Raw genomic sequence first — 13,495 nt, 5'->3', positions numbered from 1 at the left:
GTCGTGGCAAAGGAAAAGTTTGAACGTAATAAACCGCACGTAAACGTGGGCACGATTGGTCACGTTGACCATGGTAAGACGACGCTGACGGCCGCTTTGACGCGGGTGTGCTTCGAGGTGTGGGGCTCTGGTTCGGCGAGCGCCTTCGATCAGATCGATAACGCCCCGGAAGAGCGTGAGCGTGGTATTACGATCGCGACCTCCCACGTGGAGTACGACTCTCCGACCCGTCACTACGCGCACGTTGACTGCCCGGGTCACGCCGACTACGTGAAGAACATGATCACCGGTGCGGCGCAGATGGATGGCGCGATTCTGGTGGTATCCGCCGCTGACGGCCCGATGCCGCAAACCCGGGAGCACATTCTGCTGTCCCGCCAGGTTGGCGTGCCGTACATCGTCGTGTTCCTGAACAAAGCGGACATGGTGGACGATGAAGAGCTGCTGGAACTGGTTGAAATGGAAGTGCGTGAGCTGCTGAGCGACTACGACTTCCCGGGCGACGACACCCCGATCATCAAGGGTTCCGCTCTGAAGGCGCTGGAAGGCGATACCAGCGAGATTGGCATGCCGGCGGTGCAGAAGCTGGTGGAAACGCTGGACGAGTACATTCCGGAGCCGGAGCGTGCGGTTGATCAGCCGTTCCTGATGCCGATCGAGGACGTGTTCTCCATCTCCGGTCGCGGTACCGTGGTCACCGGTCGTGTGGAGCGTGGCATCATCAAGGTGGGTGAAGAGATCGAGATTGTGGGTATCAAGGATACCGCCAAGACCACCTGTACTGGTGTTGAGATGTTCCGCAAGCTGCTGGACGAAGGCCGCGCGGGTGAGAACGTGGGCGTGCTGCTGCGTGGCACCAAGCGTGACGAAGTGGAGCGTGGTCAGGTTCTGGCGAAGCCGGGCTCGATCACCCCGCACACCAAGTTCGTTGCCGAGGTGTACGTGCTGAGCAAGGACGAAGGTGGTCGTCACACCCCGTTCTTCAACGGCTACCGTCCGCAGTTCTACTTCCGTACCACCGACGTTACCGGTGCCTGTACGCTGCCGGAAGGCACCGAGATGGTGATGCCGGGTGACAACGTGCAGATGGACGTTGAGCTGATCGCACCGATCGCCATGGAAGACGGCCTGCGCTTCGCGATTCGTGAAGGTGGTCGTACTGTTGGCGCCGGCGTGGTGGCCAAGATCGTAGAGTAAGACAATTCAAGGCCGGGGCTTCGGCTCCGGCCTGTTTTGTTTCTGATTAGTGAGTTACAGGCCAGTAGTTCAATTGGTAGAGCACCGGTCTCCAAAACCGGCTGTTGGGGGTTCGAGTCCCTCCTGGCCTGCCAATTTTCCCAGAGCTGCCGTCAGGCGGCGGGGTGCATCGGCAGATGAACGAGAAAGTTGAAGGGCAATCTGGGTCCTCCGCTCTAGAGGTCATCAAGTGGCTCGTCGTTGCCGCTCTGGTGGCCGTTGCTGTTTTTGGTAACAGCTATTTCTCAGACGTGTCTCCTCTGTATCGGGCCCTTGGCGTAGTGGCGGTCGCCCTGGTCGCGGCCTTTGTGGCTTTGCAGACCGAGCAGGGCAAGTCCTTCAATCAATTGCGTAAGGACTCCATGGTGGAGCTGCGCAAGGTGGTGTGGCCCACCCGTCAGGAAACGCTGCAGACCACGCTGATCGTTCTGGTCTTCGTGGTGATCGTGGCGCTGCTGTTGTTCGTGCTCGACTGGGCGCTCAACGGCCTGATCTCGACGCTCATCGGCTAAGGGGTACACATGGCTAAGCGCTGGTACGTGGTACACGCCTATTCCGGCTTTGAAAAGCACGTCAAACGGGCCCTGGAAGAGCGCATCAAGTTGCGTTCCATGGAGGAGCTGTTTGGCGAGATTCTCGTGCCTACCGAAGAGGTGGTCGAGATTCGTGGCGGTCAGAAACGTAAGTCCGAGCGGAAATTTTTCCCAGGCTATGTGCTGGTGCAAATGGAGATGTGCGACGACTCCTGGCACCTGGTGAAGGAAACACCGAAGGTCATGGGCTTCATCGGCGAAGACCCGAAGAATCCCGGACGTGTTTCGCCGATCACTCAGAAAGAAGCGGATGCCATCCTGCGCCGCATGGATGACGCGGTCGAAAAGCCGAAGCCCAAAACGCTGTTCGAACCCGGCGAAGTGGTGCGGGTTATCGATGGACCGTTTGCCGACTTCAATGGCGTGGTCGAGGAAGTCAATTACGAGAAGAGCCGGCTGCATGTGGCCGTGCTTATTTTCGGTCGCTCTACCCCGGTGGAGCTGGAATTCGGTCAGGTTGAAAAAACCTGACTCCCGTCCCGGCGATCTTCGCCGGGTTGTCGACAACCTGAGGGGAGCCTGTTTCATGCGGGCGTTCGCACCCAAGGAGTCTCAATACCATGGCTAAGAAAGTACAAGCCTACATCAAGCTGCAGGTGGCAGCGGGTCAGGCTAACCCTTCACCGCCTGTTGGTCCCGCGCTGGGTCAGCATGGCGTGAACATCATGGAGTTCTGTAAGGCGTTCAACGCCCAGACTCAACAGCTGGATGCCGGCGCGCCGGTTCCGGTGGTGATTACGGTTTATAACGACCGTTCTTTCACCTTCACCATGAAGACCCCGCCGGCCGCGTACCTGCTGAAAAAAGCAGCGGGTATCAAGAGCGGTTCCGGTGAGCCCAACACCAAGAAAGTGGGCAAGGTGAACCGTGCGCAACTGGAAGAGATCGCCAAGGCGAAAGAACCGGATCTGACGGCTGCCGATCTGGATGCCGCCGTGCGCACCATTGCGGGCTCTGCCCGTTCCATGGGCCTGGACGTGGAGGACTAAACAATGGCCAAGCTGTCCAAACGCGCCCGCGCCATCCGCGAAAAAATCGAGCCGGGCAAGGCGTACCCGGTGGAAGAGGCGGTAGCTCTGTTGACCGAGCTGTCCGCGGTGAAATTCAAAGAGTCCATTGATGTGGCGGTGAACCTGGGTGTCGACCCGCGTAAATCCGACCAGAACGTCCGTGGCGCTTCTGTTCTGCCTCACGGTACTGGCAAAACCGTCCGTGTGGCGGTGTTCGCTCAAGGTGCCAAAGCCGAGGAAGCGAAAGAAGCCGGCGCCGACGTGGTGGGCTTTGACGACCTGGCCGAGCAGGTTCAGGGCGGTGAGATCAATTTTGATGTGGTGATCGCTTCCCCCGACGCTATGCGTGTGGTCGGTAAGCTGGGTACCATCCTTGGTCCCCGCGGCCTGATGCCGAACCCGAAAGTGGGTACCGTAACCCCGGATGTGGCTCAGGCGGTGAAAAACGCCAAGGGCGGTCAGGTCCGTTACCGTACCGACAAGGGTGGCATCATCCACTGTACCGTTGGTCAGGTTGGTTTTGATGCCAACGCCATCAAGGAAAACGTGGAAGCGCTGATCGCCGACCTGAAGAAGGCCAAGCCGGCTTCCGCCAAGGGCGCGTACTTCAAGAAAGTAACGCTGTCCAGCACCATGGGCCCGGGCCTGGCGATCGATACCGCCTCTCTGGCTATGTAAGGTATATGGGCCGCGCCGATTGATCGGCGCGTCTCACGTTCTTTGATCCCGGCGGCATGCCGTCGGGGCGTCAAAGACCGCAGGTCCGTCCCGCGAGACGCAGTCTGGCTTTATGAGCTCAGGTCTCGGGGAAGGTTAAGGGGTGACCGCCTGCGTAGGCGCGGTAGTTGCAAATCCTGTGTCAAAGCAGGGGCTGGCTTCCGCGATAACGACCGGGTAACCGGTCATGGCAACCGCCGGATCCTCGGTTATGCAGTCCGGGAATCCGGTTTGTTTGTGAATCCAGGAGGTAAATTGTGCCTTTGAATCTGGAGGACAAACGGGCGATTGTGGCTTCGGTGAACGCTGTTGCTTCCGAAGCGCTGTCTGCTGTGGTTGCCGACTATCGTGGTCTTTCCGTGGCTCAGATGACCGAGCTGCGCAAGAAGGCCCGCGAAACCGGCGTGTATCTGAAAGTAGTTCGGAACACGCTGGCCAAGCGTGCTGTTGAAGGTACCGAATACGAGTGCCTCAACGATTCGCTGGTCGGCCCCACTGTCCTGGCGTTTTCCCAAGAAGATCCGGGCGCTGCCGCTCGGCTCATCAAGGACTTCGCCAAGGATCATGACAAGCTCGAAGTGAAAGCGCTGGCTGTCGGCGGTGTGGCGTATGGCGCTCAGGATATTGATGTCCTGGCCAAGCTGCCTACCCGCGACGAGGCCCTTGCTCAGCTTTTGTCCGTCATGCAGGCCCCGGTGGCCAAGTTTGTCCGTACCCTCAACGAGGTGCCCGGCAAATTTGTTCGCACGATGGCAGCCGTGAAGGACAAGAAACAGCAGGAAGCTGCCTGACATTAAGTCTGGTGGCGTAACTACCCGATCCAATCGTGATCGCCCGTACGGTGATTTAGGAGATTGAAAATGGCCGTTTCCAAAGAAGATATCCTCAGCGCAGTTGCTGAAATGAGCGTTATGGACCTCGTTGAACTGATCGAGGCCATGGAAGAGAAGTTTGGCGTAACCGCAGCTGCCGCAGTAGCAGCCGCTCCGGCAGCTGCCGGTGGCGACGCTGGTGGCGCCGCTGAAGAGCAGACCGAGTTCGATGTGGTTCTGACCGGTTTCGGCGATAAGAAAGTCGGCGTGATCAAGGCAGTCCGCGAAGTAACTGGTCTGGGTCTGAAAGAAGCGAAAGACATGGTCGAGGGCGCTCCTGCTCCGGTCAAGGAAGGCGTTTCCAAAGACGAAGCCGAAGAGATCAAGAAAAAGATCGAAGAGGCTGGCGGTACCGTCGAGCTCAAGTAAGCGCGGTAACGCAATGTCTTTCCGCGACAACGAGGAAAGGCACCGGCTGGCAGCTTAAGGGCTGCCAGCCTTTTGTCGTTTCTGTACGAACGGTTTCGTGCAGAGATATCACCCTGGGGTGATAGGTGGTCAACAGCCGAGGAACGCAGATGGCATACTCATTCACTGAGAAAAAGCGGATCCGCAAAGATTTCGGCAAGCTTCCCAAGGTCATGGAGGTCCCGTACCTGCTGGCCATACAGCTCGATTCTTACCGCAAATTCCTACAGCAGGATAAAGGCGCCGAGGCGCGCTTGGATGAAGGCTTGGAAGCTGCCTTCCGGTCCGTTTTCCCGATTTCCAGTTACTCGGGCAACGCGGCCTTGGAGTATGCCGGCTATGAGTTCGGCAAACCGGTCTTTGATGTCAAAGAGTGCATCATTCGTGGCACAACCTACGCCGCGCCACTGCGCGTGCGCATCCGGTTGGTGATCTACGACAAAGAGTCCAATGGTGCGATCAAGGACATCCGTGAGCAGCAGGTCTACATGGGCGAGATCCCGCTGATGACCGAGAACGGTACCTTCGTGATCAATGGTACCGAGCGGGTCATCGTGTCCCAGCTGCACCGCTCTCCGGGTGTGTTCTTTGACCACGACAAGGGTAAAACCCACTCTTCCGGCAAGCTGCTGTATTCCGCCCGGGTGATTCCCTACCGTGGTTCCTGGCTGGACTTCGAATTCGATCCGAAGGATCTGGTCTACGTGCGTATCGATCGCCGCCGCAAGCTGCCGGCAACGATTCTGCTGCGTGCGCTGGGCTACACCTCCGATGAAGTTCTGGAGATGTTCTTCGACACCAACGAGATCCTGAGCGAAGGCGATGTCTATCGCATGCGTCTCGTGCCGGAGCGTCTCCGTGGCGAAACCGCCACCTTCGACATCCTTGCCGGTGACGAAGTGGTGGTGGAACGTGGTCGCCGGGTAACCGCGCGCCACATCCGCCAATTGGAGAAAGCCAATATCGAATACCTGGAGATTCCGGCGGAATACCTCCAGGGTCGTTATCTGGCCAAATCCATCATTGATGAGGACACCGGCGAAATTCTGGTCGAGTGTAATACCGAGCTGACCGCCGATGTCCTGGAAAAACTGAGCAAGGCGGGCGTTACCCGCTTTGAAACTCTGTACACCAATGACCTGGACCATGGTCCGTTCATTGCCGATACCCTGCGCGCCGATCCCACCCGCAGCCCGCTTGAGGCGTTGGTGGAAATCTATCGGATGATGCGCCCGGGTGAGCCGCCGACCAAGGAAGCGGCGGAAAATCTGTTCAAGAACCTGTTCTTCACCGACGAACGGTACGACCTCTCCGGCGTGGGGCGGATGAAGTTCAACCGCCGTCTCGGCCGCGAAGTTGAAACCGGTCCGGGCATCCTCTATGACGGCCGCTACTTCAGTACCCGTACCGATGAGGAAGGCAAGCAGTACCATGAGCAGCTTGGCGACGACGTGTCCGATATCGTCGACGTGCTCAAGACGCTGGTGGATATCCGTAACGGTAATGGTGTGGTGGACGATATCGACCACCTCGGCAACCGCCGTGTGCGTTCCGTGGGCGAAATGGCGGAAAACCAGTTCCGTGTTGGCCTGGTGCGGGTAGAACGGGCGGTGAAAGAGCGCCTGAGCCTGGCGGAGTCCGAAGGACTGATGCCGCAGGACTTGATCAACGCCAAGCCGGTAGCCGCGGCGGTGAAGGAGTTCTTCGGCTCCTCCCAGTTGTCGCAGTTCATGGACCAGAACAACCCGCTCTCCGAGGTCACCCACAAGCGCCGGGTGTCCGCGTTGGGCCCGGGTGGTCTGACCCGTGAGCGTGCCGGCTTCGAGGTGCGCGACGTGCACCCGACCCACTACGGCCGCGTATGCCCGATCGAGACCCCTGAAGGTCCGAACATCGGGCTGATCAACTCCCTGGCGAGCTACGCGCGTACCAACGAGTACGGTTTCCTGGAATCTCCGTACCGTAAAGTGATCGACGGCAAGGTGAGCGACGAGATCGAGTACTTGTCCGCCATCGAGGAAGCCGAGTGCGTGATCGCTCAGGTGGATGCCAAGATGAACGATGACGGCAGCTTCGTGGAAGACTTCGTCACCGTGCGTCACCGCTACGAATTCACCGTCATGGAGCGTGACACCATTACCCATATGGATGTCTCGCCGCGCCAGGTGGTGTCCGTGGCCGCGTCCCTGATTCCGTTCCTGGAGCACGATGACGCCAACCGGGCTCTGATGGGGTCCAACATGCAACGCCAGGCGGTGCCGACGCTGCGTGCCGACAAGCCTCTGGTGGGCACCGGCTTCGAGCGTCACGTGGCCCGTGACTCCGGGGTTTGCGTGGTGGCTCAGCGTGGCGGCGTGGTCGACAAGGTGGATGCTTCGCGCATCATCGTCAAAGTCAACGACGATGAAGTGGCCGAAGGTGAAGCCGGTGTGGACATTTACAACCTGACCAAATACACCCGCTCCAACCAGAATACCTGCATCAACCAGCGTCCGCTGGTGAAAGTGGGTGACAAGGTGGCGGCCCGCGACATCATGGCGGACGGTCCGTCCGTGGACATGGGTGAGCTGGCGCTGGGTCAGAACATGCGCGTCGCCTTCATGCCCTGGAATGGCTACAACTTCGAGGATTCCATCCTCATCTCCGAGCGGGTGGTGAAGGAGGACCGTTTTACCTCCATCCACATCCAGGAGCTGACCTGTATTGCCCGTGACACCAAGCTGGGGGCGGAAGAAATTACCGCGGATATTCCCAACGTGGGTGAAGCGGCGCTGGCGAAGCTGGACGAATCCGGCATCGTCTACATTGGTGCGGAAGTGGAAGCCGGCGACATTCTGGTAGGCAAGGTCACGCCGAAGGGCGAGACCCAGCTCACTCCGGAAGAAAAGCTGTTGCGTGCCATCTTCGGTGAGAAAGCGTCCGACGTGAAGGATACCTCTCTGCGGGTTTCCTCCGGCGTCAAGGGCACGGTCATCGATGTGCAGGTGTTTACTCGTGACGGTGTCGAGAAAGACGAGCGCGCCAAGCAGATCGAGCAAGAGGCCCTGGAAAAATTCCGTAAGGACCTGAAAGACGAGTACCGGATCCTCGAGCAGGACATCCTGGACCGTCTGCGTTCCGTGATGACCGGTAAGAAGGTCAACGGCGGCGCCGGCCTCAAGCGTGGTACTCAACTGACCAGCGAAATCCTTGATGAGCTGGATGCGGAGAAGTGGTTTGAACTGCGCCCGGCGGACGAGGACGTGGCCGAACAGCTCGAACGTGCGCACCAGTATCTGGAGCAGCACAAGAAAGAGCAGGACGAGCGCTACAAGGACAAGCAGGCCAAGATCTCCGGCGGTGACGATCTGTCCCACGGTGTTCTGAAAGTGGTCAAGGTTTACCTGGCAATCAAGCGTCGTATCCAGCCCGGTGACAAGATGGCCGGTCGTCACGGTAACAAAGGTGTGATCTCCGTGATCATGCCCGAGGAAGACATGCCGTATGACGATAACGGCGTTCCGGTGGATGTGGTGTTGAACCCGCTGGGTGTACCGTCGCGGATGAACGTGGGTCAGATCCTTGAAACCCACCTTGGCTGGGCCGCCAAAGGTCTGGGCGAGCGTATCGGCGAGATGCTGGACGAGCAGAAGAAAGTCGCTGAAGTGCGTGACTTCCTCGATCAGATCTACAACCGCACCGGCGCCGGCGGCAGCCGCGAAAGCCTGGACGAGTTCTCCGATGATGAAATCATCGAACTGGCCAGCAATCTGCGCGGCGGTGTGCCGATGGCGACCGCGGTATTCGACGGTGCCAAAGAGTACGAAATCAAGGCGCTGTTGGAGTTGGCCAAGCGGGACCGTTCCGGCCAGATCGAACTGTGGGATGGCCGTACCGGCGAGAAGTTCGACCGCAAGGTGACCGTCGGCTACATGTACATGTTGAAACTGAACCACTTGGTGGACGACAAGATGCACGCGCGTTCCACCGGTTCCTACAGCCTGGTTACCCAGCAGCCGCTGGGTGGTAAGGCGCAGTTCGGTGGTCAGCGTTTCGGTGAGATGGAAGTGTGGGCGCTGGAAGCCTATGGCGCCGCCTACACTCTGCAGGAAATGCTTACCGTGAAATCCGACGATGTGAATGGGCGCACGCGCATCTACAAGAACATCGTCGACGGAGACCACCGGATGGATCCGGGCATGCCGGAATCCTTCAACGTGCTGTTGAAGGAAATCCGCTCCCTCGGTATCAACATCGAGCTGGAAAACGACTGAGGCCGCGGCGCCGCTCTTCCAAGAATGGAGCGGCGCCACTGCCTGACCCGGATTTAGTAGGAAAGAATCGCGAGCGAAAGCTCCATACGGAGGACTGGCCTTGAAAGACTTGCTGAATTTGCTCAAAAGTCAGGGACAAGTCACGGAGTTTGACAAGATCCGCATCGGTCTCGCACCGCCGGATCTGATCCGCTCCTGGTCTTTTGGCGAAGTGAAAAAGCCGGAGACCATTAACTACCGGACCTTTAAGCCGGAGCGTGATGGCCTGTTCTGCGCGCGCATTTTTGGTCCGATCAAGGACTATGAATGCCTGTGCGGTAAGTACAAGCGTCTCAAGCACCGTGGTGTGATCTGTGAGAAGTGTGGCGTTGAAGTCACGCTCTCCAAGGTTCGCCGTGAGCGCATGGGCCATATCGAACTGGCCAGCCCGGTTGCCCACATCTGGTTCCTGAAGTCGCTGCCGTCCCGCATCGGTCTGATGCTGGACATGACCCTGCGCGACATCGAGCGGGTGCTGTACTTCGAATCCTTTGTCGTGACCGAGCCGGGCATGACCACCCTGGAACGTGGCCAGCTGTTGACCGACGAAGAGTACTTCGATGCGCTGGAACAGTTCGGTGATGAGTTCGAAGCGAAGATGGGCGCGGAGGCGGTGCAGCAGCTTCTGCAGGACCTGGACCTGCGCGACGAGATCAACACGCTGCGTGAAGAGATCGACTCCACCAACTCCGATACCAAGCTGAAGAAGCTGTCCAAGCGGCTGAAGCTGATGGAGGCCTTCCAGGCTTCCGGTAATGAGCCGGAGTGGATGATCATGACCGTTCTGCCGGTGCTGCCGCCGGATCTGCGTCCGCTGGTACCGCTGGATGGTGGCCGCTTCGCCACTTCCGATCTGAACGATCTGTATCGCCGGGTGATCAACCGGAATAACCGTCTCAAGCGCCTGCTGGACCTGAATGCCCCGGACATCATCGTGCGTAACGAAAAACGCATGCTGCAGGAGTCCGTGGACGCGTTGCTGGATAATGGCCGCCGCGGCCGTGCCATCACCGGTTCCAACAAGCGCCCGCTGAAGTCCCTGGCGGATATGATCAAGGGTAAGCAAGGGCGTTTCCGTCAGAACCTGCTCGGTAAGCGGGTGGACTACTCCGGTCGTTCCGTGATCGTGGTGGGGCCGACCCTGAAGCTGCACGAGTGCGGTCTGCCGAAGAAGATGGCGCTGGAACTGTTCAAGCCGTTCATCTTCTCCAAACTGGAAGGACGCGGCCTGGCCACCACCATCAAGGCGGCCAAGAAGATGGTCGAGCGCGAGACAGCCGAGGTCTGGGATATTCTGGCCGAGGTGATCCGCGAGCACCCGGTGATGTTGAACCGGGCGCCGACGCTGCACCGTCTTGGCATCCAGGCATTCGAGCCGGTGCTGATCGAAGGTAAGGCAATTCAGTTGCACCCGCTGGTGTGTGCCGCCTTCAACGCCGACTTCGACGGTGACCAGATGGCGGTGCACGTACCGCTGACCCTGGAAGCGCAGCTCGAAGCCCGGGCGCTGATGATGTCCACCAACAACATTCTGTCTCCGGCCAATGGTGAGCCAATCATCGGCCCGACCCAGGACGTGGTGCTGGGTCTGTACTACATCAGCCGCGAGAAGGTGAACGTCAAAGGCGAAGGCCGGGTGTTCGCCGACACCAAGGAAGTGATGCGCGCCCTGGGCACCAAAGAGGTGGATCTGCACGCCCGCATCAAGGTGCGCCTGGAAGATGTGGTCAAGGATCAGGAAGGCAACATTCACCGGGAATGGCGTATCGCGGATACCACTCCGGGCCGCTGTAAAATCTGGGACATCGTGCCGGAAGGCATCGGCTTCGACATGGTCAATCAGAACATGACCAAGAAGGCGATCTCCAAGCTGCTGAACACCTGTTACCGGATCCTGGGTACCAAGGAAACCTGCATCTTTGCTGACCAGATCATGTATCTGGGCTTCCGTGAGGCGACCCTGTCCGGCTCCTCCATTGGTGTGGAGGACATGGTGATTCCGCAGGCCAAGTACGAGCTGATCGGCAAGGCCGAGGAAGAGGTGCGCGAGATCGAGGAGCAATTCGCTTCCGGTCTGGTAACCCGCGGTGAGCGTTATAACAAGGTTGTGGACATCTGGTCCCGTACCAACGACCAGATCGCCAAGGCGATGATGGAGAACCTGAAGACCGAAGTGGTGAAAAACCGCGAAGGCAAGGACGAAGAGCAAGGCTCCTTCAACTCCATCTTCATGATGGCGGATTCCGGGGCGCGGGGTTCCGCCGCCCAGATTCGTCAGTTGGCGGGCATGCGCGGCCTGATGGCCAAGCCGGACGGCTCCATTATCGAAACGCCGATTACCAGTAACTTCCGTGAAGGTCTGAACGTACTGCAGTACTTCATCTCCACTCACGGTGCCCGGAAAGGTCTGGCGGATACCGCATTGAAGACCGCGAACTCCGGTTACCTGACCCGTCGTCTGGTGGACGTGGCCCAGGATCTGGTGATCACCGAGGAAGACTGTGGCACCGAGCAGGGTCTGATCATGACCCCGCTGATCGAGGGTGGTGATGTGGTCGAGCCCCTGCGTGAGCGGGTGCTGGGCCGGGTCGTGGCTCGCGACGTGATGAATCCGCTGAACCAGGACGAAGTGGCCGTGGAAGCCGGCACCCTGCTGGACGAAGTGTGGGTGGACAAGCTGGAAGCCATGGGTGTGGACGAAGTGAAAGTGCGTTCCTCCATTACCTGTGCCACCCGCTGGGGTGTATGTTCCGCCTGTTACGGCCGTGATCTGGCCCGTGGCCACCGGGTCAACGTGGGCGAGGCGGTTGGCGTGATCGCGGCCCAGTCCATTGGTGAGCCGGGTACCCAGCTGACCATGCGGACTTTCCACATTGGTGGCGCGGCAAGCCGGGCCTCCGCGGTGTCCAGCATCCAGATCAAACACGGCGGCAAGGTGCGTTTCCACAACGCCAAGCACGTGACCCACAAAGATGGTCTGGTGATCGTTTCCCGTTCAGCCGAGCTGGCGGTTGCCGATGACCTGGGTCGTGAGCGTGAGCGCTACAAAGTGCCCTACGGTGCTCTGGTTACGGTAAACGAAGGGGATTCCGTGGACGGTGGCCAGGTCGTGGCGACTTGGGATCCGCACACCCACCCGATCATTGCCGAAGTGGCGGGTAAGGTGCAGTTCGGTGATATGGAAGAAGGTATTGCCGTTAACTACCAGACCGATGAGCTGACCGGGCTGACCAACATCGAGGTCATGCCGAGCCAGGATCGTCCGTCCGCGGGTAAGGACCTGCGTCCGGTGGTCCGGGTGGTGGATGGCAAAGGCAAGGCGGTGAGCCTGCCGAATACCGATGCCCCGGCCAACTACTTCCTGCCCGGTGGCGCCTTGTGCGGCCTGAAGAACGGGGCTGATATCTCGGTGGGTGACGTGATCGCGCGGATCCCGCAAGAGTCGTCCAAGACCCGGGATATCACCGGTGGTCTGCCGCGGGTGGCGGATCTGTTCGAGGCCCGTAATCCGAAGGAAGCGGCTATCCTGGCGGAAAAAACCGGTACCGTGTCCTTTGGCAAGGAAACCAAGGGCAAGGTGCGTTTGGTGATCACCCCGGATGATGGTGGCGACACCTACGAGGAACTGATCCCCAAATGGCGTCAGCTCAACGTGTTCGAAGGCGAGCACGTGGAGAAAGGCGAGGTGGTTTCCGACGGCCCGCTGAACCCGCACGACATTCTGCGTCTCAAGGGTGAGGTGGAGCTGGCCCGCTATATCGTCAACGAAGTGCAGGAGGTTTACCGCCTGCAGGGTGTGAAGATCAACGATAAGCATATCGAAACGATCATCCGCCAAATGTTGCGTAAGGTGGAAATCACCGAAGTGGGCGAGTCGACCTTCATCAAGGGTGAGCAAGTGGAATACGCCCGGGTGATGGAAGAGCTGGATCGCCTCAAGGGTGAGGACAAGATGCGGCCTCAGTTCGAGCGTATGCTGCTGGGTATCACCAAGGCTTCCCTGGCCACTGAATCGTTCATTTCCGCGGCCTCCTTCCAGGAGACCACCCGGGTGTTGACCGAAGCGGCGGTAACCGGGAAAGAAGACGATCTCCGTGGTCTCAAGGAGAACGTGGTCGTGGGTCGTCTGATTCCGGCCGGGACCGGCTATGCCTATCACATGGATCGCCGGCGCCAGCGTGCGGATGCTCGCGGCGACGGTCCGACCATGGACGAGGTGGAAGCGGCCCTGTCCGAGGCGCTCAGCTCCTCTGGTCAGGAGTAAGGGGCCAGGAATTAAGCGCCATCCAGGCCCTCCGGCATCTTGACTTGGTGCCGGGGGGTCCCTAGAATCGCTCGCCCCTATTCTGTAGGTAGGAATCGGGTGG

Annotated in this window: 9 protein-coding genes and 1 tRNA gene; all 10 read left to right on the top strand. The window is 59.3% G+C overall.

What is annotated here, in order from left to right:
* Positions 1–3 precede the first annotated feature (3 nt).
* A complete protein-coding gene (gene tuf, locus CRO06_RS15020; protein ID WP_097058778.1) occupies positions 4–1,197 on the top strand; it encodes an elongation factor Tu in 1,194 nt (397 codons plus the stop codon).
* A 58-nt stretch (positions 1,198–1,255) separates the two neighbouring features.
* Positions 1,256–1,331: transfer RNA gene (locus tag CRO06_RS15015), tRNA-Trp, on the top strand.
* A 42-nt stretch (positions 1,332–1,373) separates the two neighbouring features.
* Entirely contained in the window at positions 1,374–1,748 is a 375-nt protein-coding gene (gene secE / locus CRO06_RS15010) for a preprotein translocase subunit SecE (RefSeq protein ID WP_097058779.1), read from the top strand.
* A gap of 9 nt (positions 1,749–1,757) precedes the next feature.
* Positions 1,758–2,300: a transcription termination/antitermination protein NusG gene (gene nusG, locus CRO06_RS15005; RefSeq protein ID WP_022996210.1), complete on the top strand. Its 543-nt coding sequence runs from the start codon at positions 1,758–1,760 to the stop codon at positions 2,298–2,300.
* 89 nt (positions 2,301–2,389) lie between these two features.
* A complete protein-coding gene (gene rplK, locus CRO06_RS15000) occupies positions 2,390–2,818 on the top strand; it encodes a 50S ribosomal protein L11 (protein WP_014996123.1) in 429 nt (142 codons plus the stop codon).
* 3 nt (positions 2,819–2,821) lie between these two features.
* On the top strand, positions 2,822–3,517 hold the full coding sequence (rplA, locus tag CRO06_RS14995; RefSeq protein ID WP_022996211.1) for a 50S ribosomal protein L1: 696 nt from the start codon (positions 2,822–2,824) through the stop codon (positions 3,515–3,517).
* 296 nt (positions 3,518–3,813) lie between these two features.
* Positions 3,814–4,347, top strand: a complete 534-nt coding sequence (rplJ, locus tag CRO06_RS14990) for a 50S ribosomal protein L10 (RefSeq protein ID WP_014996121.1) — start codon at positions 3,814–3,816, stop codon at positions 4,345–4,347.
* A gap of 69 nt (positions 4,348–4,416) precedes the next feature.
* The gene (gene rplL, locus CRO06_RS14985) at positions 4,417–4,797 is read left to right on the top strand and encodes a 50S ribosomal protein L7/L12 (RefSeq protein WP_022996212.1); all 381 of its coding nucleotides are present in this window, start codon (positions 4,417–4,419) and stop codon (positions 4,795–4,797) included.
* Positions 4,798–4,946: 149 nt separating this feature from the next.
* Entirely contained in the window at positions 4,947–9,089 is a 4,143-nt protein-coding gene (gene rpoB, locus CRO06_RS14980; RefSeq protein WP_022996213.1) for a DNA-directed RNA polymerase subunit beta, read from the top strand.
* Positions 9,090–9,189: 100 nt separating this feature from the next.
* Positions 9,190–13,392 (top strand): DNA-directed RNA polymerase subunit beta', encoded by a 4,203-nt coding sequence (rpoC, locus tag CRO06_RS14975; RefSeq protein WP_022996214.1) that lies wholly within the window; start codon positions 9,190–9,192, stop codon positions 13,390–13,392.
* Positions 13,393–13,495 lie beyond the last annotated feature (103 nt).

This window comes from Alloalcanivorax xenomutans, from assembly GCF_900217905.1.
Lineage (GTDB): Bacteria > Pseudomonadota > Gammaproteobacteria > Pseudomonadales > Alcanivoracaceae > Alloalcanivorax > Alloalcanivorax xenomutans.
This window is presented reverse-complemented; position numbering and strand designations above follow the sequence as displayed.